This window comes from Aureimonas sp. N4 (assembly GCF_001463925.1).
GTDB lineage: Bacteria > Pseudomonadota > Alphaproteobacteria > Rhizobiales > Rhizobiaceae > Aureimonas > Aureimonas ureilytica_A.
The window spans coordinates 46,613-72,213 of sequence record NZ_BBWS01000022.1 but is presented as its reverse complement, the minus strand read 5'-3'; the positions used below and the strand labels follow the sequence as shown (position 1 = coordinate 72,213).

Annotated in this window: 21 protein-coding genes; 11 read left to right on the top strand and 10 right to left on the bottom strand. The window is 66.0% G+C overall.

Annotated elements, in window-relative coordinates; all coding sequences use genetic code 11:
• The first annotated feature begins 129 nt into the window (after positions 1–129).
• The 4 genes from carB (at position 130) to AUL28_RS07230 (ending at position 5,926) form a co-directional block, all read left to right on the top strand.
• Positions 130–3,561: a carbamoyl-phosphate synthase large subunit gene (gene carB, locus AUL28_RS07245; RefSeq protein WP_062231266.1), complete on the top strand. Its 3,432-nt coding sequence runs from the start codon at positions 130–132 to the stop codon at positions 3,559–3,561.
• A 154-nt stretch (positions 3,562–3,715) separates the two neighbouring features.
• The gene (gene greA, locus AUL28_RS07240; protein WP_058602298.1) at positions 3,716–4,189 is read left to right on the top strand and encodes a transcription elongation factor GreA; all 474 of its coding nucleotides are present in this window, start codon (positions 3,716–3,718) and stop codon (positions 4,187–4,189) included.
• A 160-nt stretch (positions 4,190–4,349) separates the two neighbouring features.
• Positions 4,350–4,796, top strand: coding sequence for an HD domain-containing protein (locus AUL28_RS07235; protein ID WP_062231309.1), 447 nt, complete (start codon positions 4,350–4,352; stop codon positions 4,794–4,796).
• Between the two features lie 53 nt (positions 4,797–4,849).
• Positions 4,850–5,926, top strand: coding sequence for a glycosyltransferase family 4 protein (locus AUL28_RS07230; protein ID WP_062231264.1), 1,077 nt, complete (start codon positions 4,850–4,852; stop codon positions 5,924–5,926).
• Here the strand turns inward: AUL28_RS07230 and AUL28_RS07225 are convergent.
• The 3 genes from AUL28_RS07225 to AUL28_RS07215 form a co-directional block, all read right to left on the bottom strand.
• Entirely contained in the window at positions 5,923–6,705 is a 783-nt protein-coding gene (locus AUL28_RS07225) for a glycosyltransferase family 25 protein (protein ID WP_062231262.1), read from the bottom strand. The genes AUL28_RS07230 and AUL28_RS07225 overlap by 4 nt on opposite strands.
• Entirely contained in the window at positions 6,705–8,102 is a 1,398-nt protein-coding gene (locus AUL28_RS07220; RefSeq protein WP_082640317.1) for a TrkH family potassium uptake protein, read from the bottom strand. The genes AUL28_RS07225 and AUL28_RS07220 overlap by 1 nt, the downstream gene beginning before the upstream one ends.
• A gap of 179 nt (positions 8,103–8,281) precedes the next feature.
• The gene (locus AUL28_RS07215) at positions 8,282–10,087 is read right to left on the bottom strand and encodes an ABC transporter ATP-binding protein (RefSeq protein ID WP_062231258.1); all 1,806 of its coding nucleotides are present in this window, start codon (positions 10,085–10,087) and stop codon (positions 8,282–8,284) included.
• A 554-nt stretch (positions 10,088–10,641) separates the two neighbouring features.
• Between AUL28_RS07215 and trxB the strand changes: the two genes are divergently transcribed.
• From trxB to chrA, 3 genes are all read left to right on the top strand, one after another.
• Positions 10,642–11,619, top strand: a complete 978-nt coding sequence (gene trxB / locus AUL28_RS07210) for a thioredoxin-disulfide reductase (RefSeq protein WP_058636863.1) — start codon at positions 10,642–10,644, stop codon at positions 11,617–11,619.
• Positions 11,620–11,652: 33 nt separating this feature from the next.
• Positions 11,653–12,549, top strand: coding sequence for a LysR family transcriptional regulator (locus tag AUL28_RS07205; protein ID WP_062231256.1), 897 nt, complete (start codon positions 11,653–11,655; stop codon positions 12,547–12,549).
• 429 nt (positions 12,550–12,978) lie between these two features.
• Positions 12,979–14,193 carry a chromate efflux transporter gene (gene chrA, locus AUL28_RS07200; protein ID WP_062231254.1) on the top strand — a complete coding sequence of 405 codons (1,215 nt, stop codon included), beginning with the start codon at positions 12,979–12,981 and terminating at the stop codon, positions 14,191–14,193.
• Positions 14,194–14,250: 57 nt separating this feature from the next.
• Here chrA and AUL28_RS07195 read toward each other — a convergent pair whose 3' ends face one another.
• On the bottom strand, positions 14,251–15,456 hold the full coding sequence (locus AUL28_RS07195; RefSeq protein ID WP_062219240.1) for a pyridoxal phosphate-dependent aminotransferase: 1,206 nt from the start codon (positions 15,454–15,456) through the stop codon (positions 14,251–14,253).
• 210 nt (positions 15,457–15,666) lie between these two features.
• On the opposite strand from AUL28_RS07195, the gene AUL28_RS07190 reads away from it, so the two are divergent.
• Positions 15,667–16,284 carry a glutathione S-transferase family protein gene (locus AUL28_RS07190; RefSeq protein ID WP_062231251.1) on the top strand — a complete coding sequence of 206 codons (618 nt, stop codon included), beginning with the start codon at positions 15,667–15,669 and terminating at the stop codon, positions 16,282–16,284.
• A 65-nt stretch (positions 16,285–16,349) separates the two neighbouring features.
• On the opposite strand, the gene AUL28_RS07185 is transcribed toward AUL28_RS07190, so the two are convergent.
• From AUL28_RS07185 to AUL28_RS07175, 3 genes are all read right to left on the bottom strand, one after another.
• Positions 16,350–16,799, bottom strand: coding sequence for a PRC-barrel domain-containing protein (locus AUL28_RS07185; protein WP_062231249.1), 450 nt, complete (start codon positions 16,797–16,799; stop codon positions 16,350–16,352).
• A 140-nt stretch (positions 16,800–16,939) separates the two neighbouring features.
• Positions 16,940–17,476 (bottom strand): superoxide dismutase family protein, encoded by a 537-nt coding sequence (locus AUL28_RS07180; RefSeq protein WP_058602288.1) that lies wholly within the window; start codon positions 17,474–17,476, stop codon positions 16,940–16,942.
• 117 nt (positions 17,477–17,593) lie between these two features.
• The gene (locus AUL28_RS07175; protein ID WP_244493439.1) at positions 17,594–18,607 is read right to left on the bottom strand and encodes a DUF1176 domain-containing protein; all 1,014 of its coding nucleotides are present in this window, start codon (positions 18,605–18,607) and stop codon (positions 17,594–17,596) included.
• A gap of 302 nt (positions 18,608–18,909) precedes the next feature.
• Here AUL28_RS07175 and AUL28_RS07170 point away from each other — a divergent pair, with 302 nt between their 5' ends.
• Complete coding sequence (locus tag AUL28_RS07170) at positions 18,910–19,305, top strand: acyl-CoA thioesterase (protein WP_062219247.1); 396 nt, start codon at positions 18,910–18,912, stop codon at positions 19,303–19,305.
• A 186-nt stretch (positions 19,306–19,491) separates the two neighbouring features.
• The gene (locus tag AUL28_RS22580; RefSeq protein WP_156419919.1) at positions 19,492–19,752 is read left to right on the top strand and encodes a hypothetical protein; all 261 of its coding nucleotides are present in this window, start codon (positions 19,492–19,494) and stop codon (positions 19,750–19,752) included.
• A 220-nt stretch (positions 19,753–19,972) separates the two neighbouring features.
• Here AUL28_RS22580 and AUL28_RS07165 read toward each other — a convergent pair whose 3' ends face one another.
• The 3 genes from AUL28_RS07165 to AUL28_RS07155 all read right to left on the bottom strand — a co-directional run bounded on the left by AUL28_RS07165 (position 19,973) and on the right by AUL28_RS07155 (position 22,399).
• The gene (locus tag AUL28_RS07165; RefSeq protein ID WP_058602285.1) at positions 19,973–20,626 is read right to left on the bottom strand and encodes a hypothetical protein; all 654 of its coding nucleotides are present in this window, start codon (positions 20,624–20,626) and stop codon (positions 19,973–19,975) included.
• A gap of 115 nt (positions 20,627–20,741) precedes the next feature.
• The gene (locus AUL28_RS07160) at positions 20,742–20,993 is read right to left on the bottom strand and encodes a DUF2164 domain-containing protein (protein WP_062231245.1); all 252 of its coding nucleotides are present in this window, start codon (positions 20,991–20,993) and stop codon (positions 20,742–20,744) included.
• A gap of 140 nt (positions 20,994–21,133) precedes the next feature.
• Positions 21,134–22,399: an extensin-like domain-containing protein gene (locus AUL28_RS07155; protein ID WP_244493436.1), complete on the bottom strand. Its 1,266-nt coding sequence runs from the start codon at positions 22,397–22,399 to the stop codon at positions 21,134–21,136.
• A gap of 209 nt (positions 22,400–22,608) precedes the next feature.
• Between AUL28_RS07155 and uvrB the strand changes: the two genes are divergently transcribed.
• Positions 22,609–25,599 (top strand): excinuclease ABC subunit UvrB, encoded by a 2,991-nt coding sequence (uvrB, locus tag AUL28_RS07150; protein WP_082640314.1) that lies wholly within the window; start codon positions 22,609–22,611, stop codon positions 25,597–25,599.
• Positions 25,600–25,601: the final 2 nt, after the last annotated feature.

The following is a 25,601-nucleotide window of genomic DNA, read 5'->3' as shown; positions in this document are numbered from 1 at the left end:
GGCCGTTTGTCCCTTTCACCTTGTGCCGGTATTGCCTATAAGCCGGCCTTGACCTTGAATTTGAACGCGCAGACACCCCGGCCGCTTGCGGCGCGGGGTGTCGGCGCACGATGAACAGACGGATGAGCCATGCCCAAGCGCCAAGATATCAAAACCATCCTGATCGTCGGCGCCGGTCCCATCATCATCGGACAGGCTTGCGAATTCGACTATTCCGGCACGCAGGCCTGCAAGGCGCTTCGTGAGGAGGGCTACCGGATCGTCCTGGTCAATTCGAACCCGGCGACGATCATGACCGATCCCGATCTCGCCGACGCCACCTATATCGAGCCGATCACCCCCGAAGTCGTCGCGAAGATCATCGCCAAGGAGCGCCCTGACGCGATCCTGCCGACCATGGGCGGCCAGACCGCGCTCAACACCGCGCTGTCGCTCAAGCGCATGGGCGTTCTCGACAAGTACAATGTCGAGATGATCGGCGCCGACGCCACCGCCATCGACAAGGCCGAGGATCGCGCGCTGTTCCGCGAGGCCATGGCCAAGATCGGCCTCGAAACGCCCAAGAGCTATCTGGCCAACGCGACGGAAGCCAAGGGCGCCGACCGCCTGGCCCATGAAGAAAAGCGCGCCGCGCTGATCCGTGAGACCGTGGACGGCCCCGAGCGCGACGAAGCTCTGCAGGCGCTGGAAAACGAGTGGAATCTCGGCGAGACCGAGCGCAAGCAGCGCTACATGGCGCGCGCCATGGGCGCGGCGGCCGAAGCGCTGGAGCATGTCGGCCTGCCCGCCATCATCCGCCCCTCCTTCACCATGGGCGGCACGGGCGGCGGCATCGCCTATAATCGCTCGGAATTCTTCGAGATCATCGAAGGCGGTCTCGACGCCTCCCCCACCACCGAAGTGCTTATCGAAGAGAGCGTTCTCGGCTGGAAGGAATACGAGATGGAAGTTGTCCGCGACAAGGCGGACAATTGCATCATCGTCTGCTCCATCGAGAACGTCGATCCGATGGGCGTCCACACGGGCGACTCGATCACCGTCGCGCCCGCACTCACGCTGACCGATAAAGAATATCAGGTCATGCGCAACGCCTCGATCGCGGTCCTGCGCGAGATCGGCGTCGAGACCGGCGGCTCCAACGTCCAGTTCGCGGTGAACCCCGAGAACGGCCGTCTGGTCGTCATCGAGATGAACCCGCGCGTGTCGCGCTCCTCCGCGCTGGCTTCCAAGGCCACCGGCTTCCCGATCGCCAAGATCGCGGCCAAGCTCGCGGTCGGATACACGCTGGACGAACTCAAGAACGACATCACCGGCGGCGCGACACCGGCCTCGTTCGAGCCGACGATCGACTATGTCGTCACGAAGATCCCGCGCTTCGCCTTCGAGAAGTTCCCGGGCGCTTCGCCCGTCCTCACCACGGCCATGAAGTCGGTCGGCGAGGTCATGGCGATCGGTCGCACCTTCGAGGAATCGCTCCAGAAGGCTCTGCGCGGCCTCGAAACGGGCCTCGACGGCCTGGACGAGATCGTGATCCCGGGCCTGGGCGAAGGCGACGACAAGAACGCCATCCGCGCCGCGCTCGGCACGCCGACGCCCGATCGCCTGCGCATGGTGGCGCAGGCCCTGCGTGAGGGCGCCACCAAGGAGCAGGTCCATCGCTCCTCCAAGATCGATCCCTGGTTCATCGACCGGTTCAAGGCGATCATCGACCTGGAAGCCAAGATCAAGACCGCCGGCCTGCCGAAGGACGCGGAGAACCTGCGCTTCCTGAAGTCGGTCGGCTTCTCCGATGCGCGCCTCGCCAAGCTCGCCGGCCAGAGCGAAGCCGAGGTTCAGGCGCTGCGCGAGCGTCTCGACGTGCATCCCGTCTTCAAGCGCATCGACACCTGCGCCGCCGAGTTCGCCTCGCCGACCCCCTACATGTACTCGACCTATGAGCGCCCCTTCGCGGGCGAGCTGCGCTCGGAAGCCGGCGTGTCGGACCGAAAGAAGGTCGTCATCCTCGGCGGCGGTCCGAACCGGATCGGCCAAGGCATCGAGTTCGATTATTGCTGCTGTCACGCCGCCTTCGCGCTGCGCGACGCCGGCCTCGAAGCCATCATGATCAACTGCAACCCCGAAACGGTCTCGACCGATTACGACACGTCCGATCGTCTCTATTTCGAGCCGCTGACCGCCGAGGACGTGCTCGAAATCCTGCGTGTCGAGAAGTCGAAGGGCACGCTGCACGGCGTCATCGTCCAGTTCGGCGGCCAGACTCCGCTGAAACTCGCCAACGCGCTGGAAGAAGCTGGCATCCCGATCCTCGGCACCTCGCCGGACGCGATCGATCTCGCCGAAGACCGCGACCGCTTCCAGAAGCTCCTGCACGACCTGAACCTGCGCCAGCCCAACAACGGCATCGCGCGCTCGGTCGAGGAAGCGCGCGTCATCGTCGAGCGCATCGGCTATCCCGTCGTCATCCGCCCGTCCTACGTTCTGGGCGGGCGCGCGATGGAGATCGTGCGCGGCGACACGCAGTTCGAGCGCTACATGAAGGAAGCCGTTGTCGTCTCCGGCAAGTCGCCGGTGCTGATCGACAGCTACCTGTCGGACGCGACGGAAGTGGACGTCGATTGCCTCTGCGACGGCACGGACACGTTCGTCGCCGGCATTATGGAGCATATCGAGGAAGCCGGCATCCATTCGGGCGACTCGGCCTGCTCGCTGCCGGTCCATTCGCTGTCGCGCGCCATCACCGACGAATTGGAGCGTCAGACCCGCGACATGGCGCTGGCCCTGAAGGTCGGCGGCCTGATGAACGTGCAGTTCGCCATCAAGGGCGACGAGATCTATGTTCTCGAAGTGAACCCGCGCGCGTCGCGCACCGTGCCGTTCGTGGCCAAGACCATCGGCTCGCCGGTCGCCAAGATCGCCGCGCGCATCATGGCGGGCGAGACGCTGGAAAGCGCTTTCGCTTCCTATGGCGGCAAGCCGGACGTGAAGAACCTCAAGCACATCGCGGTCAAGGAAGCCGTCTTCCCCTTCGCGCGCTTCCCCGGTGTCGACACGCTGCTCGGCCCAGAGATGCGCTCGACGGGCGAGGTGATGGGTCTCGACAAGGGTTACGCTCTGGCCTTCGCCAAGGCCCAGCTCGGCGCCTCGGTCGATCTGCCGCGCGATGGCACGATGTTCGTGTCCGTGCGCGACGGCGATAAGGCGAAGATGCTGCCGACCGTCAAGCGTATGGTGGAGCTGGGCTTCCGCGTCTCGGCCACCGAGGGCACCCATCGCTTCCTCGCCGAGAACGGCGTCGTGGCCGAGAAGGTGAACAAGGTGCTGGAAGGGCGTCCGCATATCGAGGATGCGATCCGCAACCGTCAGGTACAGATCGTCCTGAACACGACGGAAGGCGCCAAGGCGCTGTCCGACTCGCGTTCGCTGCGCCGCGCGGCTCTGATGCACAAGGTGCCCTACTTCACCACGCTGGCCGGCATGGAAGCTGCCGCGCAGGCGATCGCGGCGCTCAAGGCCGGAAACCTTGAAGTCCGCTCGCTTCAGTCTTATTTTGAAGCCGCTTGAGTTACGGGCGAACGTCGCTAAGTTCGCTTGATCATGAATGACCGGTCGGCTGGCATCCCTCGGGAAGCCGGCCGGCTTTTTAATTCCGGCAGGCGCCGGACGATGCGAGACGATCCGGCGAGCGCCGGGTGTCCGAAAAGCAAGGGTAGATGGCATGGAAAAAGTGCCGATGACTGTCGGCGGTTTCGAGGCTCTCAAGGAAGAGCTGCGCCGCCGCCAGCAGGAAGAGCGCCCCCGGATCATCACCGCGATCTCGGAAGCGCGGGCGCATGGCGACCTGTCCGAGAACGCCGAATATCACTCCGCCAAGGAAGCCCAGAGCCTCAACGAGGGGCGCATCGGCGAGCTGGAGGATCTCACCGCGCGGGCCGAGGTCATCGACGTTTCCAAGCTTTCCGGCGACCGGATCAAGTTCGGCGCCACCGTGAAGCTCGTGGACGAGGACACGGAAGAAGAGAAGGTCTACCAGATCGTCGGCGATGCCGAGGCCGATGTAAAACAGGGCCGCATCTCCATCTCGTCGCCCATCGCGCGCGCGCTGATCGGCAAGAGCGAGGGTGACACGGTCGAGGTCGCGGCCCCCGGCGGCGCCCGCTCCTACGAGATCATCGAGCTGCGCTGGGTCTGAGCCGTCGGCCGGGTGATCCGGTCGGGCTTGGCCGGCTTATCCTTGCGAATCCTTGTCGATGCCGCTCGGCTTTCATAGCCTCGCGGCCCAGCGGGAACGAACCATACCTCGCCGGCCTCGCGCCGGCGAATTGTCAAACAGACTCTGAGTGCCTTTCATCATGCCGACGTCTCTTCTCGAAAAGGCCGAGGCGATCGCCTCGGTCGCCCATGAAGGCCAGACCGACAAGCGCGGTCGGCCCTTTCTGGCCCATCTTCGCCGCGTCGCGGGCTGCGTCTGCGGCGAGGACGAGCGCATCGTCGCCCTGCTTCACGACGTGGTCGAAAAAGGCCCCGGCTGGACGCTGGACGCGCTGGCCGCCAAGGGTTTCTCGCCCGAGATCGTCGCCGCCGTGGACGCGTTGACGCGGCGCGAGGGTGAGCGGGAGGAAGAGTTCGTCGCCCGTGCCGTCGCACTACCGCTTGCCCGCGCGGTCAAGCGCGCCGACCTCAAGGACAATCTGGAAAGCGCCCGGCAGTTCATGACCGGCCCCGAAGCCGAGCAGCGTGTCGCGCGCTACGAGGCCGAGTTGCGCGTTCTCGACGACGCGATCCAGGCCGCCGCGTGACATGGACATCTAGGAACCGGGGACAGACCCCTGCGGCGGAAAGCCGACGAGGAATGTCTAATCCCGGCTCCGAACCCGGCGGCTCGATCCGCCGGGTCGAAGTCATCGCGCCGAACTTCAAGCGCCGACTGTCCGGCGTGACCTCCACCATTATCCAGCTCGTTCCCGAACAGGCACGCTCGCTCGGCATTCGCGCGCTCGGCCCCGGTCTCCCCGCTCATCTCCCCAAGCTGCGTTGGCTCGCCCTGCCCGGCCTCTGGCAGAAACCGGACGGCCGCCCCTTCCGCATCTGGCATGCCCGCCGCAATGTCGAGATGCTGCCGGGCATCCTCCTGCGCGATGTCCTGAGAATGCCGCTGCGCCTCGTCTTCACCTCTGCCTCCCAGCGTCGGCACACAGCCTATACGCGCTGGCTCATTGCGCGCATGGACGCGGTGATCGCCACGAGTTCGCGCACATCGGCCTATCTGGGCGTTCCGAGCACGGTCGTGACGCATGGGATCGACCAGACACGCTTTCGCCCCGCAGAGAGCCGCGAGGCGGCGCGGGCCGCGCTCGGGCTGGACCCCGCACTTCGCACGCTTGGCTGCTTCGGCCGCGTGCGCCGGCAGAAGGGCACCGATCTCTTCGTCGAGGCGATGATCGGCCTCCTGCCCCATCACCCCGGCTGGCAGGCCATCGTCGCCGGCCGCGCCACGGCGGAGCATCAGAGCTTCGAGGCAGAGCTTCGACAACGTGTCGAGGCCGCCGGCCTCACATCCCGCATTCTCTTCGTCGGCGAGCACCGCGCCATCGAGCGCTGGTATCAGGCGTTGGACCTCTTCGTCGCCCCGCAGCGCTGGGAGGGCTTCGGCCTCACGCCGCTGGAGGCTATGTCCACCGGCGTTCCGGTGGTCGCCGCCGATGTCGGCGTCTTCTCCGACGTGGTAACGCCCGAGACCGGCACGATCTTCCCACCCGGAGACCTGCCCGCGCTGATCGCGGCCTGCGAGAGGTGGATGGCGGATGACACGGCGCGCGTGGCTGCGGCCGGCGCCGCGCTCGCCAAGGCCCGCGCCGAGTTTCCCCTCTCGCACGAGGCGGAGGCGATTAACGCCGTCTACGAGCGGCTGTGGCGCGAAGGCCGTTAACGGAAATCCTCGTCCCGCAAATCCGTCCTGCGATAGGTCGCGGGGCCGAGACGGCGGAGATGCTGCCCCGCGAGCCTGATCTGCGTCGCGACCCGCCGGGCGCGGAACGGGAGATTGGCGAGGGTCAGCGGCAAGTGGCCGCGCGGGGCTTGGATCGAGGTTGCAGCATCGATCGGCGCGCCGCCGCTCCGCCGCTCCCAAAGATGCGCCTGAATGGCCAGCGCCGGCTCGACCTGCCATGCGTTCAGGCCGGAGAGTCCATGAAGAAAGGCGTCCACCGGCGCCGCGCCCCGCTCGGCGCGCGCCAGCAGCTTGCGCGCGCCCGCCGGCCAGAGGAGATAGGCGGCCGAGCCCGACTTGTCGCGAAAGACGCGCCGCACGGCGAGCCCTGGCCCCAAGTCCGAAGCCTGCCGCGCTACGAAGCGACGCCGCTCGAAACTCTCCAGATTGAGAAACTCTGCCCGGTCGAAAGCCGCCAGACGCGACAGAGCTAGGGAGAGCTGACGCGAAAGGATCGCATCATCCTCCAAGACAAGCATCGGCCCCCGCCCCTCCGCCACCTCGCGCCAAAGCGCGTGATGCGACAGGAAGCAGCCGAGTTCGGCGCGCGTCAGAGGCCGTTCCCAGCGCCCGTTCAGCCGCGCGGCCAGCGCCTCTTCGATCTCCCCGGCCTCCACCGCGCGCACCCGCTCGAAGGTGAGCTCGAGCCTAGACGCTTGCGCTTCCATGAACGCGCGGCGCTCCGTGGCCCGGTCGAGATTGATGAAGGCGATGCGCATCAATCCCTCCAGAAGCTCGGCGACAGGAGCACGAGCACGGTGACGAGTTCGAGACGGCCGATCAGCATCATGAAGGAGAGGATCCAGAGCGCCGGGGCCGGCAGGAAGGAGAAATTGCCGGCGGGGCCGATCAACTGCCCGAAGCCGGGGCCGACATTGCCGACCGCCGTCAGCGAAGCGGAGAACGCGGTGAGAAGGTCCAGCCCGCAGATCGAAAGCGCCGTCGTGCCGACCAGCAGCGACAGGAAGAAGAGAAAGATGAAGATCGTCACGCTTTGAAGCGTTTCGAGCGAGATGTCGTCATGCCCGTATTTCAGCCGCTGCACCGAATGAGGCCGCAGCACGCGCCGGAAATTGGCCCGGACTAACGCATAGAGAATGATGATGCGGTTGACCTTGATGCCGCCCGCCGTCGAGCCCGCGCAGCCGCCGATGAACATGGCGAGAAAGAAAATGCCGATCGCCGCATTCGACCAGAGCGTGAAATCCTCCGACACGAAACCCGTCGTCGTGATGACCGAGACGAGATTGAAGGCCGACGAGATCAAGGCTTCCTTGATCGACACATTGTTGATGACGATCCGCGTGGCCGCCAGCACGAGCGTCAGCACGAGACAGATCGCCAGGAACAAGCCGATTTGCGGATCGCGCCAGCGCTGAAAGCGGCGCGGCAGGAAGAGCCTGATGTAGAGCACGAAGGGCAAGGCCCCCAGAATCATGAAGACGGTCGCGACCATCAGGATCGCGTCGGACTGGTAGAAGCCGAGCGACTCGTCATGGGTGGAGAAACCGCCCGTCGCCAGCGTCGACATGGCATGGTTCACCGCGTCGAAGAGCGGCATGCCGCAGACGTGATAGAGAATGGCGCAGAGCAGCGTCAGCGAGACATAGACCGCGACGATCCCCGCCGACAGCTGGCTCACGCGGGGCAGGAGCTTGCCGGAGCGATCCGAGCTTTCGAGATGGAACAGCGCCATGCCGCCGACGCGCAGCGAGGGGAAGATCAGGAGCGCCATGCCGATGATACCGATGCCGCCGAGAAAACTCAGGAGCGAGCGCCAGAGGAGCAGTCCGCGCGGCAAGGCGTCGAGGCCCGAGATCGTGGTCGCTCCTGTGGTCGTCAGCCCGGAGACCGACTCGAACAGGGCCGCGGCAAAACCCAGTTGCGGCAGGGCGAAATAGATCGGGATCGTGCCGATCAGACTGCCCGTGCTCCAAATCACCGTGACCAGCAGGAAGCCGAGACGAGGGCTCGGACGGAAGGGCTCGCCGCGCGTCGCGACCGCGATCAGCGTGCAGATGGCCGCGATCACCACCGCCGAGCCGACGAAGACGATCCAGTCCCGGTTCGAGTCGATCACGTCCACCAGGGCGGGGAGCAGCATGGCGCCCGCCAGAACCAGACCGAAGATCGAGGCGACATGCGCGATGGTCCTGAAGATGACGCGGTCCCCCGAAAGCTTCGACGCCCGCCGCCTCCCCTTGCCGCGCGCCCGATGGCGGTCGTTCTACAAGTTGAGACCCAGCCCGGCAACAAAGCGGGCGGGCCTCATATGAGACCCGCCCGCCTCGATCCTTATCCGGCGTCGCGCAGCATGGGCGTTTCGCCCTGCCGCTCCGCCAGCCGGCGATAGGTGCCGCCGGGCAGGCGCATGAGCTTCTCATGCGGCCCGTCCTCCACGATCCGCCCGCGCTCGAACACGAGAATGCGGTCGAGCGCGCGCACCGTTGACAGACGGTGGGCGATGACAAGCGCCGTGCGCCCGACCATCAAGCGCTCCATCGCCTCCTGGATCAGGCGCTCCGATTCCGAATCCAGCGCCGAGGTCGCCTCGTCGAGGATCAGGATCGGCGCATCCGCCAGGAAGGCACGGGCGAGAGCCACGCGCTGACGCTCGCCGCCCGAGAGCTTGACGCCGCGCTCCCCCACCATGGTCTCATAGCCCTGCGGCAGGCGCTGGATGAACTCGGCGGCATGGGCGAGTTCGGCCGCCGTCTCAATCTCTTGGACGGTCGCATCCGGCCGGCCATAGGCGATGTTCTCGCGCAACGTCCGGTGAAACAGGATTGATTCCTGCGGCACGATGGCGATCTGCCGCCGAAGCGATTCCTGCGTGAGCGCGGCGACACTCTGCCCGTCGATGCGGATGTCACCGTCCGAGATGTCGTGAAGGCGCTGCACGAGCTTGACGAAGGTCGTCTTGCCCGAGCCGGAATGCCCGACCAGCCCCACCCGCTCACCGGCCCGGATCGTCACGTCCAGCCCGTCATAGAGCGGGGTGCCATGCGCACCATAGTGGAAGCGCACACGATCGAAGCGGATCTCGCCGCCCCTGACCACCAGCGGTCTTGCATCCGCCGCGTCGGCAATCTCGGGCACGAGATCGTGGAGGTCCACCAGTTCCTCCATCTCGTTCACCGACTTTTGCAGGTTGTTCACATGCATGCCGATGTCGCGAAGATAGCCGTGCACCACGAAATAGGTGGTCAGGACATAGGTGATGTCGCCTGGACTCGCCTGCCCCCGCCACCAGAGCCAGAGTGCCACGCCCGCGATCGACACGCGCACCAGCCAGAGCACGGTGGTCTGCACCGTGCCGGACCAAGTGTGCCGCATCCAGGTGCGCCGCGTCTCGCGCTGCCACTCGCCCAATGCCCCCGACAGGCGTTCGTCCTCCCGCCGCTCGGCCCCGAAGGCCTTGACGACGGCGTTGCAGGCGAGCGCATCGGCCAGGACGCCGCCGACCCGCGTGTCCATCTTGTTGGAAACGCGCGAGGCCGGCGCGACATAGCGCACCGACAGAAGCACGGTCATCGAGACATAAGCGACCGCGCCGAGCGCCATGACGAGACCCATCAGCGGCCATTGCAGGGCCATGAGCGCCACCGTGCCGACGAGCACCACGGCGGACGGCAGGAGCGCCAGCAGAAGGACGTCATGCAGGAGATCCAGCGCCCACATGCCGCGCGTGATCTGGCGCACCACCGAGCCGGAAAAGCTGTTGGCGTGCCAGTCGGTCGAGAAGCGCTGCACGCGCCCGAACGCGCCCTCTGACACGCGCCGCATGATACCAAGCGTCATCGGCACGACGGACGCCCAGGCCCAGTGCCGAAACACGAGAAAAACGAAGCCGAGCGCGGCCATCGCGCCGAGCGCGCGAAGCCCCTGGCCCAGCGCATCGTCGCGCGACAGGTCGGTGCGGGCCACGGCATCCACCAGCCGCCCGGCGAAGAAGGGCACGAAAATATCGGCGAGCGTCGCCGCGGTGATGGCGAGCCCGACCGTCCAGGCCAGACGGCGCTCGGACCGCCAGTTGCGCATCGTGAAACGAAGAACGGTGCGGATCGCGTCGCCGCGATCGCGTTCGGAAGAAAGAGTCATGGCGTTCCGGCGCGCAAAGCGTCGCCGTCTCCTCGGATGGCCGCGTCAGGGCGCGACGGAAATCGGGGAAAGCGTCAGGTCCGCAGGGGACACAACACGGATGGACAGCCTGTGGCGGGGATCAGACCCGGGACGAAGCTGAAGCCGGGCGAAGCGTCGAAGGATGGCGACGGGCCCCGGCGGGGGAAACGAACATATCACAGATCATGAAGTCTCCCCTTTCCAGTGTTGAAAGCTTGGCAAGCGTAGCGAGACGAATCGTCGCCGTCCAGTCGGATTCGTCGAAGCGCGCCCGGTGTGGCGGGCAGGACACAACCTGATGGCCTGCGGATGCAAGCTGGAAACGAAACCGGGTCTCGCTCAGCCTGCCTGATCTCGCCGATTCGATGCCCGAATGGATCATCCGGCGATGCGTTCGAGCGTAAACAGCCGGAAAACAAGATTTGGGGGGTCCAGTTGGCGGCTCTTCCGGTTGTCGCCGCAACAAGCCTCCCGTATTGATTGAGGGAAGGGCCGGTCCCATGTCCGGCAAAAGCATCAATGCGGGTTTCGCCATGTCTGAGCGTTTTGCCGAAGTTCTCGTGATCGGCTCCGGACCGGCCGGCTATACGGCCGCCATCTACGCCGCGCGCGCCATGATGAAGCCGCTGCTCGTCGCCGGCCTGCAGGAAGGCGGGCAGCTCACGATCACCTCCGATGTCGAGAACTATCCCGGCTTCCGCGATCCGATCGGCGGCCCGTTCCTGATGGAAGAGATGAAGGCTCAGGCGCTGAATGTCGGCGCGGAGATGGCGTCCGACCTCATCGTGGAAGCCGATCTTTCGGTTCGCCCCTTCCGCTTCAAGGGCGACAGCGGCACGGTCTATACGGCCAATGCCGTGATCATCGCGACGGGTGCGCAGGCGCGCTGGCTGGGTCTCGACTCCGAGGCTGCTTTCCAAGGCTTCGGCGTTTCGGCCTGCGCCACCTGCGACGGCTTCTTCTATCGCGGCAAGGATGTCGTGGTGGTCGGCGGCGGCAACACGGCGGTCGAGGAAGCCCTCTATCTCTCCCATATCGCCCGTTCGGTCACGGTGGTTCATCGCCGCTCCGAGTTCCGGGCCGAGCGCATCATGCAGAACCGGCTCTTCGCCAAGGAGAACGTGCGGGTCATCTGGAACAGCGAGGTCGATGAGATCCTCGGCCAGAGCCAGCCGATGAAGTCGGTCACCGGCGTTCGTCTGCGCAACCGCGAAACGGGCGAGTTCCAGGAGATCGCGACGCACGGCGTGTTCGTCGCCATCGGCCATGCGCCCGCCACCGAGGTCTTCGGTGGCCAGCTGCGCCAGAAGGACGGCGGCTATCTCTGGGTCGAACCTGGCACCACGAAGACCTCGGTCGAGGGCGTCTTCGCGGCCGGCGACGTGGCGGACGACGTCTATCGTCAGGCGGTCACGGCGGCGGGTCTCGGCTGCATGGCCGCGCTCGAAGCCGAGCGCTGGTTGGCCGCCCAGGCGCTGGACGCTGACGCCGCGCGGCAAGCGGCCGAATAAGACCGGAACGGAACAGGGAGCGAGGGGCGGACCATGGCGCTCGACTGGGACAAGCTGCGCATTTTCCACGCAGCGGCCGAAGCCGGGTCCTTCACCCATGCGGCCAATGCGCTGAATCTTAGCCAGTCCGCGATTTCGCGGCAGGTGGCGGCGCTGGAACAGGAGATCGGCTCCCCCCTCTTCCACCGCCATGCGCGCGGCCTCGTTCTGTCAGAGCCGGGGGAGCTTCTCTATCAAACGGCCAGCGACGTTCTCAAACGACTCGAGAACGTTCGGATGCAGCTGACCGAAACGCGCGAGAAGCCGACCGGCAAGCTGCGCGTGACAACCACGGTCGGCCTCGGCTCCGGTTGGCTGACCCAGCGCGCGCAGGAATTTCTCGAGCTTTATCCCGATGTCGAGCTTCAACTCGTGTTCGACAACGAGGAAATCGATCTCACCATGCGCAAGGCCGACGCGGCGATTCGCCTGCGTCAACCGCAGCAGCCGGACCTGATCCAGCGCCGCCTCTTCACCGTGCATATGCATGTCTATGCTGCGCCCGCCTACCTCTCGCGCTACGGCACGCCCGAGACGGTGGACGACCTCGACCGGCATCGCATCATCACCTTCGGTGAACCTGCGCCCAACTACCTGCGCAATCTCAACGCACTGGAAACGGCCGGCCTACCCGAGGGCCAAATCCGGCCGGCCATTCTCCAGATCAACAATCTGATGGCGATGAAATCGGCCATCGAGCGTGGCATCGGCCTCGCCCTTCTGCCGGACTATATGATCGACAAGGACACCAAGCTCGTTCAGGTTCTGCCCGATCTGGATCTCGCCTCCTTCGATACGTATTTCTGCTATCCCGAACAGCTTCGCGATGCCGCCAAGCTGAAGGTTTTTCGCGACTTCCTGATCGGCAAGGCCAGAACCTGGTCCTATTGAAGGCTGGAGCGCTTGCGGCAGACCGCCGCACAGTGCTATGCAGCGCCGACGTTTGCTCGGAAACGCGTCGCTACGCGACGAGATTCGAACCAGATTGCATCGTCGCTAGGCAACTCCGTCCAGCAAGGCATGGCAAACTGATCAGAAGCTGAGAAGTTTCATGCATTGCCTGCATAGCAGGCATGTGCCTTTGCGTCTGGTGATACCCACAAAATCGATTTAATTTGGATCTCAGTCGGACGGAAGAGAGCTTACCTCCTCCCGAGTTTTCTTCTCCGGCCGTTTCCTCCCAGGGATGCTCCAGGCATTCCAACTTCAGGCCGGGCTTTCGAGCTCGGCTTTTCTTTTAGGTGCAATGGCCCATAGGCTGCGCAAAACCGACGAGCCGACTTGTCATCGGTTTGTCTTGCTGGTCTCCTAAACCGCAGCATGGTCGCGCTTCCCTCCGTCTCGCCCGCCGCCGCAAAGCCAGCGAGAGCCTTCAGCGTCTTTCGCGTCTTTCTTGTTTTGGGTCTCACCTCGTTTGGCGGCCCGATCGCGCATCTCGGCTACTTCCGGCAGGCCTTCGTCGAGCGGCGCAAGTGGATGGACGAAGCGAGCTATGCCGATCTCGTGGCGCTCTGCCAGTTCCTGCCCGGCCCGGCCTCCAGTCAGGTGGGCTTCGCCATCGGGTTTCAGCGTGCGGGCCTGCGCGGTGCGCTTGCCGCCTGGGCCGGTTTCACCCTGCCCTCCGCCCTTCTCATGTATGTCGTCGCGCTCGGTGCCGGACGCTTCGACACTGGCGCTGGCAGCGATCTCGTCCGTTCGCTGAAGATCCTCGCCGTCGCTGTCGTGGCGCAGGCGGTCTGGGGTATGAGCCGGACGCTGACACCCGATCGCAAACGCGCCGCCATCGCACTCGTGGCGCTGGCGCTGGTCGCCCTCGCCCCGACCGCGCTGGCGCAGGGTTTGTCGATCGCGGTCGGTGCGCTTCTGGGTCTCTTTTCCTGCCGCGAGCCGATGGAACCGGTGCCCTCTCCGATCCATGACACCCCGCCGGCGCGCCGGCGTCTCGCCTTTGCGGCCCTCGCGCTTTTTGCGGCATTGGTCTTCATTCTGCCCCCTCTCGCCCCGCTCGTGCCCTCGCCTGCGCTGCATCTCTTCGATGGGTTCCTACGCTCGGGAGCCTTCGTCTTCGGCGGCGGCCATGTGGTGCTGCCGCTCCTGGAAGCCGAGACGGTTCGGCCGGGCTTCGTCGGGGCCGATGCCTTCCTCGCGGGCTATGGCGCGGCTCAGCTCGTGCCTGGCCCGCTTTTCACCTTCGCCACCTATCTCGGCGCGCTCGCCCCCGCGCCGGGCGGCCTCGTCGGCGCGGCTCTGGCAACGCTCGCGATCTTCGTGCCGGGCCTGCTACTGGTGCTGGCGGCCCTGCCCTTCTGGGACGAGCTGCGGCAGCGCCCATCCGCGCGGGCCGCCCTGCGCGGCGCCAACGCTGCCGTGGTCAGCGTGCTCGCCGCCGCGCTCTATGATCCCGTCTGGACCCATGCCGTGACGAGCCCGCGCGATATGCTGCTCGCCGTTACCGGCTTCCTGCTGCTCGTGCTCTGGTCGCGCCCGCCCTGGCAGGTCGCCCTCGCGCTCATCGCGGCGGGCTTCATCGTATGAGCACGAAAAAGGCGGCTGGTTGCCCAGCCGCCTCGATCGATCGGAGTCTGGCCCGGATCAGCGCTTGAGCGAACCGCAGAAGCGCTGGATGCGGGTGCAGGCTTCCTCCAGCAGGGCGTCCGAGGTCGCGTAGCTCAGGCGGAAGTTGGGGCCAAGGCCGAAGGCCGTGCCGTGGACGACCGCGACGCCTTCCTGCTCCAGAAGAGCCGTCACGAAATCCTCGTCCGTCTCGATGCGCTTGCCCGCTTCGGTCGTGGAGCCGATCAGGCCGCGCACCGACGGGTAGACGTAGAACGCGCCCTCGGGCGACGGGCATTCGATGCCGCTTGCCTGGTTGAGCATGGACACCACGAGATCGCGGCGGCGCTCGAACATGGCGCGGTTCTTCGGGATGAAGTCCTGTGTACCGTTCAACGCCTCGACGGCGGCCCATTGCGCGATCGAGCACGCGCCCGAGGTCTGCTGACCCTGGATCATGTCCATCGCCTTGATGAGCTTCAGCGGGCCACCAGCATAGCCGATGCGCCAGCCGGTCATGGCATATGCCTTGGACACGCCGTTGATCGTGATCGTGCGCTCATAGAGCGCCGGCTCGACCTGCGCGGGCGTGGCGAAGGTGAAGTCGCCATAGACGAGATGCTCGTACATGTCGTCGGTCATGACCCAGACATGCTCGTGGCGCATGAGCACATCGGTCAGCGCCTTGAGCTCGGCATGGGTATAGGCCGCGCCCGTCGGGTTGGACGGCGAGTTGAACAGGAACCACTTCGTCTTCGGCGTGATGGCGCGCTCCAGCGCCTCGGCCGTCAGCTTGAAATTATCCTCCTGCCGCGTCTCGACGACGACGGGCGTGCCGCCGCACAGCGACACCATCTCGGGATAGCTGACCCAGTACGGCGCGGGGATGATGACCTCGTCGCCGGGGTTCAGCGTCGCCATGAAAGCGTTGAAGAGAACGTGCTTGCCACCCGTCGAGACGATCGTCTGCTCGGGCTTGTAGTCGAGCCCGTTCTCGCGCTTGAACTTGGCCGAGATCGCCTCGCGCAGCTGCGGAATGCCGGAGATGGGCGTGTACTTGGTTTCGCCGCGCGCGATCGCCTCGACGGCGGCCTGCTTGATATTGTCGGGCGTGTCGAAATCCGGCTCGCCGGCGCCGAGGCCGATGACGTCCCGCCCCTGTGCTTTCAGCTCACGCGCCTTCTGCGACACGGCAATGGTGGCGGACGGCTTCACGCGGTCCAGGGAAGCGGCGAGAAAACCCATGATCAGGCTCCGGGAAACGACATCGAATCTTCACTCGACTTTCGCCCGCGGCCGGCCGAGCGCGAAAATCGGCGGACCCTAGTCCCGCACCAGCCCCGGCGCAAGGCGAAGACCCATCAAGATCGCTGATGCCAGGCGCACAAAAAGGAATTGGCGGTTCGAGCCGCGCTTGGCTCCAATACGGGGAGATCAATAAGGAGACCTCCGGGAATGCTGACCGTCTTTGGCATGAGCGACAGCGGCAATTGCTACAAGCCGCGCCTTCTTCTCTCGCTACTGGGTCGCCCGTTCCGCCATGTCGAAGTCTCGACACGCGATGGCTCCACGCGCACGGAAGCGTTCCTGAAGCGCAACCCGGCCGGCCAATGTCCACTTCTGGAACTGGAGGATGGCCGGCTCCTCGCCGAATCCAACGCCATTCTGGCATATCTCGCTGATGGTACGGACTTCCTCCCCACCGACCCGTTCGAGCGCGCCGAAACGCTGCGCTGGATGTTCTTCGAGCAGAACGCGCATGAGGTCAGCATCGCCGTCCGCCGCTCGCTGACGGTCTACCCGGAGCGCAAGAGCGCCGCGACGCCCGAGCGCATGGCGCTCACCTTCGAGAATGGAATGCGCGCCCTCGCCGTGATGGAACGCCATCTGACGGCCGCGCCCTGGTTCGGGCCGGGCCGCCCCAGCGTCGCCGACATCGCGCTCTATCCCTACACCGCCACGGCCGCCGATGGCGGCTTCTCGCTCGACGGCTTCCCCGCCGTTCGCAGCTGGCTGGCCAGTGTGGAAGCTCTGCCGGGTTTCCAGCCGGTCGGTTGGGCTCCCTCGCCCTGACGAAAAACGGCCTGCCCGAGGGAGGATCGGGCAGGCCGCCAAAGGCTCAACTCACGTGTTCGATATCAATCGTCGCCGGGGGCGATCTTGTCGAGATCGACGGTCGGCGCGTTCTGGAGAATGTCGCGCGTCAGCGTCGGCGCGGTCACGCGCGTCTTGCTGCCGTCCATGGTCATCTGCAGGGCCGACCAGCTCACCAGAACGTCCTTCTCGCCGATGCCGAGGAAGCCGCCCACTTCGATCACGACAGCCTGAACCGTTCCGTCGGAACCGAGCACGAAGTCTTCGATCTCACCGATCTTCTCGTTATTCGCGCCGTATACGTCCTTGCCTTCGAGCTTGTCGGCCAAGAAGCGGGCCGGAGCTGCGCCCGTGACGACGTCCGGAAGGACGATGATCACTTCGCTATTGGCAGCTCCGGTGGCTGCGGGAGCAGCGGTCGTCGTGGCCGTCTGCGCGAAAGCGGCGGAGCCGAGAAGCGTGGCGAAACCGGCGGCGAGAACGAGGGACTTCATACGCGGATCATTCCTTTTACAAAAGGCTCCGAAGACAAGAAACGCGCTTCGGATCACGGAGACAGAATGTCGCGATAAGGGATCGGTTCCCGGCCACGATCGCATTTCATGGCCAGGAACCGAACCGCACACGTCAGGCCTCAGGAGGCGGGGAAGACCACGCCGCAGGCCATGCGCGAGCCGGCATTGCCGGTCGGCTGCGAGTGATGATCGTCCGGCGCGCCGTGCACCATGATGGCCGTGCCGTCCGCATCCTTCAGCGGTGCGTCGCCATCCTCGAAGCGAACCATGGGATTGAACTGCTGGAAGCGCGCGACACCGCCCTGCACATAGATATTGGCCATGTCGCCCGCATGGGGTCCGCCCTCGACCTCGAACCCGTGCTGCTTGTTCGTCGGGTTATGATGGCCGCCAGCCGAGTCGAAATTGCCTTCGCAGAGGCCCTTGGCATGGAAATGCAGGCCATATTCCCCGTCCTGCATTCCCGTGAGGTCGCCATCGACGATCACGCCGTTCGGCGTTTGCGTGATACGGATCGTGCCATGCGGCTGGCCGTCCGCACCGCGCATGGTCACGCCGATCGGCTCGCTCGTCGCAGCAGGCGCCGGGGTCTGCGCGAAGGCCGGCAGAGCGGCCGACAGGGCTATGGCGGTGGCGGAAAGAAGGAGGGCTTTCATCGGGTGTCTCCGGTCGGGGCGGCAAGCCGAGCCGGCTCCGCCATGCCGGGCCAACGCCACCTTGCCGGAGCCGTTCCCAGCCGATCAGCGTCCTCGCGCGAGCGTGAAGGCCGCCGCTCAGCGTTTGGAGGTCCGCAAGGGCCAGGTTTGGGGCCACCGGCTCATATCGTCCTGCCCGTTGCATTCGGATTGCTCCCGAGCGTCCACCAGCCGCAACTGGAGCGCTTCCGGATCGAGTTCATATTCGGCAGAGATGCCGCAATCCCCGATGCCACGCCCCTTCAGGAAGGTGATCAGCCGGTTCCCGTCCCAGCCCGCGTTCCAGATCGTCATCGTGGCCACCGGGCCATCGGCGGCCATGGACACCACGGGGAACACATCCGCCGAGTCCCCCTCCTGAAGATAGAGGCGGGACGGCTCGTTGTACGCGCCGGGGCTCCCGCAGGCCAGAACGTAGAGACGCGCCTGATCGCCCATCGGCACGGAGAAACCCAGAATCGATGGCGGAAAGCCGTTGAAGTCCGAGCACTGCCCCGGGCCTTCGCTCCAAAGCCTGCGCACGCTGGCCGGCAGCGCGGCCGCATCGGTGATATCGCTCGCCAACAGGCTGGGCTTGGTCGGCGCCTTATCGCCCTTGTCGATCAGAGCATTGGGGGTGCCGGTCCGTTGCTGATCCTCGTCCATCTTGCGCAGGGCCGCCACCAGCCCGGACAGCGAGAATGTCGTGCTCTGCGTCTTGCCTGCCGGCGTCAGGCTGATCTCGACAGTCGAGGCGCGCTTGAGATCGGCCAGAAGATCACCGAGATCGGCGCTGACGGCTTGGCCTTCCTTGTCGGCATGAAAGGCGCTCGCCGGCAGCTCCCGGCTCGCGCCATCGTCGAAGCGCAGCGTTACCGGGCCGGACAACGGAGCGGCCTCGCGCAACCCGATCGCAAGCTTCGGCACGTCCGCCGCGCCGGGTCCCCGCCGAATCCCCAGGGCGATGAGCGGGGCGTTCCCTTTCGAAAAGGTGGAAGCGTCGCAGTCGAGTCCTGACGTGCAGGTCAACGACCAGTCGCGATAGATGCCGCCCGTGGCGGCCAGCGCTCCGGTCACAGCAAGCCCAGTCAAGGCGATGGCCATTCGTGTCACACGCAATTTCCGTCCTCCCATTCGCCCGCCCACAAGGCCCTGTCTGTCCCGCAAGCCTTTGGCGATCTCGCGACCATTCTCGCCGACGGGCGAAGACTGCTTCGACGGGGTTCACCGGCTAGGGCCGGTGCGGAAGATAGTCGATCCCGCCCGGACATCTCAACGTATGCGCGCTATTTCCCCAGCCGATCGTACCGTATTTTGGCATGGACCACCCGGCAGGCGTTCACATCGCGGGATCGCGCTTGCGCCGCCGGGTCGTCTCGCGCACACCTGCGGCAGGTTCAATTCGAGGCGCCAGCATGATCGAAGACGAAGAGCATCCGAGCGGCGAACTCACGGTGCGCATTCTGGCCATGCCGGCCGACCGCAATGCCGCCGGCGATATTTTCGGCGGCTGGGTGATGTCGCAGATGGATCTGGCCGCCGGCATTCGAGGGGCCGAGCGCGCGCAGGGGCGGGTCGCCACGGTTGCCGTCGAAACGCTGGCATTCCGCCGCCCTGTGAAGGTGGGGGACACGCTCTGCGTTTATTCTTCCATCGAGAAGGTCGGGCGCACATCGATCCGCTTGAAGATCGAGGCTTGGGCGCGCCGCTACCTCACCTCCGAACGCGTGAAGGTGACGGAGGGCGTCTTCGTCATGGTGGCGCTGGATGAAGAGGGCAGGCCGACGCCCGTTCCGGTTTCGGACGACTGAAGGCCTTCTACCCGCCGCAAAACGCGCCACGGTCGCGCTTCACTTCGGCAACGGATCCGGCATCGAACCGGAGACGGCGGCATCGTCACGCTGCCCTATCGAAGGTGCCAGCGCGGCGCCGTCGGTCGCTCAATGAGGGAATCAAGATCGATGCTCAGCAATCGCATCTTCGGAAGGCTACTCCTGATGATCGCCATTTCGTCTGTCGGCGCGTTGGCAATCGAAGCCAGGGCGCAGGAAGCTGGCGAAAAGATTCCGGTGCCAGCCGAAACACAGACCAGCAAGAGTGATGACCCAAAGGGTTCACTGAAAACGAGCAAGGCCCCTACGAAACAATGCGGCAAATCCGGGACTGACGGGCGTGATGGTCAGGACGGAAAAGGGGTTAGCGGAGGAAAAGGTGGCAAGGGCGGCAAGGGCGGCTCTGGCTCCTGCGATGATCTATAAGGAAGCGGGGGATCGTGCCCCTCACCTCCGATGAGCGTGAGATAGGCAGACGCGCCACTCGAACCTGTCGCGGCCGTGTTTCAGAGGCCTCGCTCGTTGTGAGGTTTCCGCCTTCTATCGAAACGCTGCCTCCGCCGGCCTCACCGTCCTTCCGGTGTCAGACCCGGATCAATCCATGGAGCCGGGCGATCATCTCGCCCGGCCCCTATCCTACGATGTCTCAGTTCGCCGGCGGCGGCGGTGTCGCGCCGGCCGGAGCCGGACGATCGCCAGCTGGCGGCGGCGGAGGCGGTGCGTCGCCGTTCACGAGGCTGGGCGGCGGAGGCGGAACGCGGGTGCCGGCATCCTCGACCTTCTTGGTGAAGGCGTCGAGGATGGGCTTTGCGGCCGCCATGCAGTCCGCCAGATCCTCGTCGCCACAGGTCACGCGAAGCGTCTGGCCTGGGCCCATATTGATTTCGAAGCCGGCGCGGGCGGGCATGGGCGGGCCATGACGGCCGTCCGGGCCACCGCGTTCGCCGCGCGGACCCTTTTCACGATCGCGGTCCCGGTCGCGCTTCTCCCGATCCTTGTCCTTGCCCTTGTGGTCGCGATCCTTGTCGTCCCGATCCCGGTAGAGATCGCGCATGTCGCGATCGCGGTCGCCCGCCTCGTCATCACCGTCATTGGTCCGCGCCCAACGATCGCCATGGCGCATGTCGCGTGAGCGGTCGATGTCGCTCCGGTCGCGATAGGGGGGCAGGTCGTCGTCCGGGCGCACGTCCCGTTCGTATCGTCCGCCGCGATCCTCGCGGTCGGGGCCGTCTTCCTGCGCGTGCGCCAGAGGCGACGCGGCCGCAAGAAGCACGGCGGCCAATGTCAAGGGTTTCAGCATGGCTGGTTCCTTATCTCCGTGCGGATCGGGTTCCGCGCGCCCTCAACGCGTGATGGGCCAAAGCGTTGCTGCGCTCCGACATCAGCTGACTCCGATTGTCGTGAAGACCGCCCATTCAGCGCCGCCCGGTCGGCTGCTCCAGGCCGAAAATTTCGTCGCTCACGTCGTCGATTTTCCTACGCACCAGCGCCTGTGCATCGTGCAGCCCGGCATTGTAGAAGTACCCGCCCATCTTCTCGGCGAAAAACCGCATCAGCATCTCCGCCGGAATGGCACCGATCGATTGGTCCAGTTCCTCGCGAAAATAGTTCTGAATGTCGGCGACGATCGCCCTGGTCTCGTCGCGATTGAACTGGATTGGCTTCATACTGGGTCCTCCCAAGAGTTCAGCGACAGCTCATACGCCGAGCCGCCCAATCCTGGACCGGGGCGCTGAAGCCATTTTGCCCAGCCTCGACGGACAGTCGCATATCAACCCGCATGGGCCGCCGTGCTTGCGGCTCGCACTCACTTGCAGATGGGCCGCAGCCGCGCCTTCACGTCGAGATGAAGGTGGTCGGCATGGGCGCGGTTATATCCCGGCCCCAGAACCGTGCCGAAATAGCGGCAGCTGCCCTGGCGGATCGCGGCTTGAAACGCCTTCTCGCGGAACGAGAACATGCCCTTGCGGCTGACGCGCATGGTGGAGCCGTCGCTGAAGCGGAAGCCGCCGACATCCAGCGCATTGCCGCTGGCATGTTCCGAGATCGTGCGCGAACCCGCAATGCGCGAGCAGCGGTAGGACGACATGTTGATCAGTGCCGTGGGCTTTTTCCAGAGCTTCCAGCGCGCGGCGGACTTCACATCCTTGTCGAGCCAGCGGGCCACGCGCAGCGCCGCCTCGCAATTCATCGTCGCGGCCGGCGTCATGGCGATGCCTTTGACCGCCTCGGTGACGCGCACCGGATTGGGAATGCCGCAGGACCGGCTCGTCTCGATCGGCGAAACGTCGGTGAAGCGCACGCCGAGCTTGCGCAGCTCGCGCCGGCACATGGCCTCGTCGCCGGCGAGTGGTCGGTATCCGGGGGGCGTTTCGCGCTCCAACGCACCGCGTGGCGGGCGTACGATCGAGGGTGGCGGGACACGCGCCGAAAGTGAGGCATAGGAGGGCAGCGGCGTTCGCGCCATTGGCGGCTTGCGGGCGGGTGAAGGGCTCGCCTCCGGCTCGTCCTCGATCTCGGGCGGCTCGGCCTCGGTCAGCCCTTCCCACGGGTCGAACTCCGCCTCGGGCCGGGCGCCGTAGGAGCCGCCAATGCCCGGCATCGCATCGGGAAGCGACGCTTCTTCGATCATGCGGCGGATCAGATCCTCGCGGGTGCTCGCGGGGCTGACGAGGCTGGTGGAGGCATCGCGCACGGGATAGGTGCGGCCGTAATCGCCGGGGCCGCGCTCATGCTCCGGCACGGGCTCGGCGGCCGGCTCGGCGGGCTCGGGCGCGGCGGCCACCGGCGGCGGAGCAGGATCGGCCGAGCGGGCCGGCCGTTTGCGCGGCGGCGGATCGCCGAAGGCGGGACTGGGAACATATCCGCCCTCGGCCGGCGCGGCACCGCCCCAGACGAGGCGGCCGCCCGTGCGCGCATCGCGCGCCGTCGGCATGTCTGTAGGCTCTGGCGCGGAAACCGGCGGCATAGGAAAACCGGAGTCGAGCGCCTCGGCCAGATCATCGGCGCTCGCCGTCGCATACACGGCAACGGCGAGCGTGACGATGCGCCAACCCGTCTTACGCAGAACCATCGGGGCGGCCTTTACATCCTCCGCGAAACTCGAGCGGACAGGAGCAGGATGGGTTAATTTGGTAAGCGAATGATGAACGCGGAATCGCGAATGCGTGAGATTCCGAACCACCCTTTTGTCGCACCCCGTCTCAAACGCCCGCCGGAGCGTTCCGCGGCGATGGTTCGTTCCCCCTTTATTCTGCCGCAGCGCGAGGCCATATTCGCCCCATGCCCGATCCCAAGAAGCCCCGCCGCTCCCCCATTCTCGACTATGCCGACGCGTCGGAGCGCCTGCATCCGGGCTTCGGCGAAAGCCCGCAGCCCGAGCTGACCGGCACGCCCCTCTCCGGCCCCCTGTCCGGCTGGGCGGACGAGATCGCGCAGAACTTGGAGGAAGAGGCGCAGCGCAAGGCTGCGCAGAAGCCGGCCAAGGCGAAGAAGCCCTCCGCCCCCGTTGATGCCCCGAAGACCAAGCCGTCCAAGGTGGGCGCGTCCAAGACCGCGCGCGGCACCTCCATGGGCGTCGCGGCGACGCCCGCCGAGCGCGCGCGCGCGGGGCTCAACCCCGTGGCCGGCCTCGACGTCAGCCTGGAGGACGCCGCCGCCCTGCCCGAAAGCGGCGTGACGGCCACCGTTCAGGCGCTGCAGGACCTCATCACCTCGGGCAACCCGCTGCACAAGAATGGCGAGCTGTGGATTCCCCACCGCCCCGCCCGCCCGCAGAAGTCGGAGGGCGGCCACGCCTTCCGCATCGCCTCCGACTACACGCCAGCCGGCGACCAGCCGACCGCGATCGCCGACCTCGTGTCGGGCGTGTCGGACGGCGACATGACGCAGGTGCTCCTTGGCGTCACCGGCTCGGGCAAGACCTTCACGGTGGCCAACGTCATCGAAAAGACGCAGCGCCCCGCCCTGATCCTCGCGCCCAACAAGACGCTGGCGGCCCAGCTCTATGGCGAGTTCAAGAACTTCTTCCCGGACAACGCGGTCGAGTATTTCGTTTCCTACTACGACTATTATCAGCCGGAAGCCTACGTCCCGCGCTCCGACACGTTCATCGAGAAGGAATCCTCGATCAACGAGCAGATCGACCGGATGCGCCACGCCGCCACCCGCGCGCTTTTGGAGCGCGACGACGTGATCATCGTCGCCTCGGTCTCCTGCATCTACGGTATCGGCTCGGTCGAAACCTACACGGCGATGACCTTCCAGATGTCGATCGGGGACCGGCTGGACCAGCGCCAGCTTCTCGCCGATCTCGTCGCCCAGCAATACAAGCGCCGCGACATGGATTTCACGCGCGGCTCCTTCCGCGTGCGGGGCGACACGATCGAGATCTTCCCGGCCCACCTGGAGGATCGCGCCTGGCGCATCTCGCTCTTCGGGGACGAGATCGAGGCGATCCACGAGTTCGATCCGCTGACGGGCTCCAAGACCGACGATCTCAAGTCGGTGAAGATCTACGCCAATTCGCACTATGTGACGCCGCGCCCGACGCTGCAGCAGGCCGTGAAGTCGATCAAGGAGGAGTTGCGCCTTCGCCTGATCGAGCTGAACAAGGCCGGCCGCCTTCTGGAGGCGCAGCGGCTGGAGCAGCGCGTCACCTTCGACATCGAGATGATCGAGGCCACCGGCGCCTGCAACGGCATCGAGAACTATTCGCGCTATCTCACCGGCCGCCAGCCCGGCCACCCGCCGCCGACCCTGTTCGAATACCTGCCCGACAACGCGCTCGTCTTCATCGACGAAAGCCATGTCACCATTCCGCAGATCGGCGCGATGTACCGGGGCGACTTTCGCCGCAAGGCGACGCTGGCCGAATACGGCTTCCGCCTGCCCTCCTGCATGGACAATCGCCCGCTCCGCTTCGAGGAGTGGAACGCCATGCGCCCGCCCACCGTCGCCGTGTCGGCCACGCCCGGCTCGTGGGAGCTGGAGCAGTCCGGCGGCGTCTTCGCCGAGCAGGTCATCCGCCCGACCGGCCTCACCGATCCCCCGATCGACATTCGCCCCGCCCGCTCGCAGGTGGACGATCTCCTGGGCGAAATCCGCGAGGTCACCGCCAACGGCTACCGCGTGCTCTGCACCGTGCTCACCAAGCGCATGGCCGAGGACCTCACCGAATATCTGCACGAGCAGGGCATCCGCGTGCGCTACATGCACTCGGACATCGACACGCTGGAGCGCATCGAGATCATCCGCGATCTGCGCCTCGGCGCGTTCGACGTTCTGGTCGGCATCAACCTCCTGCGCGAGGGTCTCGACATTCCCGAATGCGGTCTCGTGGCCATTCTGGATGCGGACAAGGAAGGCTTCCTGCGCTCGGAAACCTCGCTGATCCAGACGATCGGCCGCGCCGCGCGCAACGTGGACGGCCGCGTCATCCTCTATGCCGACCGCACCACCGGCTCGATGGAGCGCGCCATCGCCGAGACCAACCGCCGCCGCGACAAGCAGGAGGCCTATAACCGCGAGCACGGCATCACGCCGGAATCGGTCAAGGCCAAGATCGCGGACATTCTGGACAGCTATTACGAGAAGGATTCCGTGCGCGTCGGCGCCGGGCCCACCACCAAGGAGGGCGCGCTGGTCGGCAACAATCTCAAGAGCCATCTGGAGCATCTGGAAAAGGAGATGCGCGTTGCTGCCGCCGATCTCGACTTCGAGAAGGCCGCGCGCCTGCGCGACGAGATCAAGCGCCTTCAGGCCACCGAGCTGGCCGTGGCGGACGATCCCATGGCCCGCGAGGTGGACACGGCGCTCTATGGCGGCGGCGAGCCCTCACGCGGCAAGCGCCCCGCGCGCGGCAAGGGCGGCAACCACCAGAACCCGCGCTTCGGCCCGAACGGCGAGCCCCTCGCCGCGCGCATCAAGGGGGACCATGAGAGCGTGAAGGCCCTCCGGCCGAAGGAAGCCGACGACACCCGTGCGGACGAGAGCCATTCCTATTTCCAGCGCCCGACGCTGGACGACATGGGACCGGGCACCGACACGCCGACGCCCAACCGCTCGCTCTTCCGCAAGAACTCGCTGGACGAGATGACGGTCGGCCGCACGGAAAAGCCCAAGCACGACGGCCCCCTCCCCGCGCGCCCGAGCGCCGGCGAGGACGCCAAACCGATCCGCCGGGAGAAGATCGGCGTGGGGAGTTATGAGGATGCGGGGGATGACAAGCGGCGCAAGCGCCGGCCGGGGAAAACGGGAAGGCCGGGGCGGTAGCT

Bases quoted from the DNA above. Each gene is read 5' to 3' on its own strand.
- carB (WP_062231266.1), top strand. From the start codon at position 130: ATGCCCAAGCGCCAAGATATCAAAACCATCCTGATCGTCGGCGCCGGT.
- greA (WP_058602298.1), top strand. From the start codon at position 3,716: ATGGAAAAAGTGCCGATGACTGTCGGCGGTTTCGAGGCTCTCAAGGAA.
- AUL28_RS07235 (WP_062231309.1), top strand. From the start codon at position 4,350: ATGCCGACGTCTCTTCTCGAAAAGGCCGAGGCGATCGCCTCGGTCGCC.
- AUL28_RS07230 (WP_062231264.1), top strand. From the start codon at position 4,850: ATGTCTAATCCCGGCTCCGAACCCGGCGGCTCGATCCGCCGGGTCGAA.
- AUL28_RS07225 (WP_062231262.1), bottom strand. From the start codon at position 6,705: ATGCGCATCGCCTTCATCAATCTCGACCGGGCCACGGAGCGCCGCGCG.
- AUL28_RS07215 (WP_062231258.1), bottom strand. From the start codon at position 10,087: ATGACTCTTTCTTCCGAACGCGATCGCGGCGACGCGATCCGCACCGTT.
- trxB (WP_058636863.1), top strand. From the start codon at position 10,642: ATGTCTGAGCGTTTTGCCGAAGTTCTCGTGATCGGCTCCGGACCGGCC.
- AUL28_RS07205 (WP_062231256.1), top strand. From the start codon at position 11,653: ATGGCGCTCGACTGGGACAAGCTGCGCATTTTCCACGCAGCGGCCGAA.
- chrA (WP_062231254.1), top strand. From the start codon at position 12,979: ATGGTCGCGCTTCCCTCCGTCTCGCCCGCCGCCGCAAAGCCAGCGAGA.
- AUL28_RS07195 (WP_062219240.1), bottom strand. From the start codon at position 15,456: ATGGGTTTTCTCGCCGCTTCCCTGGACCGCGTGAAGCCGTCCGCCACC.
- AUL28_RS07190 (WP_062231251.1), top strand. From the start codon at position 15,667: ATGCTGACCGTCTTTGGCATGAGCGACAGCGGCAATTGCTACAAGCCG.
- AUL28_RS07185 (WP_062231249.1), bottom strand. From the start codon at position 16,799: ATGAAGTCCCTCGTTCTCGCCGCCGGTTTCGCCACGCTTCTCGGCTCC.
- AUL28_RS07180 (WP_058602288.1), bottom strand. From the start codon at position 17,476: ATGAAAGCCCTCCTTCTTTCCGCCACCGCCATAGCCCTGTCGGCCGCT.
- AUL28_RS07170 (WP_062219247.1), top strand. From the start codon at position 18,910: ATGATCGAAGACGAAGAGCATCCGAGCGGCGAACTCACGGTGCGCATT.
- AUL28_RS22580 (WP_156419919.1), top strand. From the start codon at position 19,492: ATGATCGCCATTTCGTCTGTCGGCGCGTTGGCAATCGAAGCCAGGGCG.
- AUL28_RS07165 (WP_058602285.1), bottom strand. From the start codon at position 20,626: ATGCTGAAACCCTTGACATTGGCCGCCGTGCTTCTTGCGGCCGCGTCG.
- AUL28_RS07160 (WP_062231245.1), bottom strand. From the start codon at position 20,993: ATGAAGCCAATCCAGTTCAATCGCGACGAGACCAGGGCGATCGTCGCC.
- AUL28_RS07155 (WP_244493436.1), bottom strand. From the start codon at position 22,399: ATGGTTCTGCGTAAGACGGGTTGGCGCATCGTCACGCTCGCCGTTGCC.
- uvrB (WP_082640314.1), top strand. From the start codon at position 22,609: ATGCCCGATCCCAAGAAGCCCCGCCGCTCCCCCATTCTCGACTATGCC.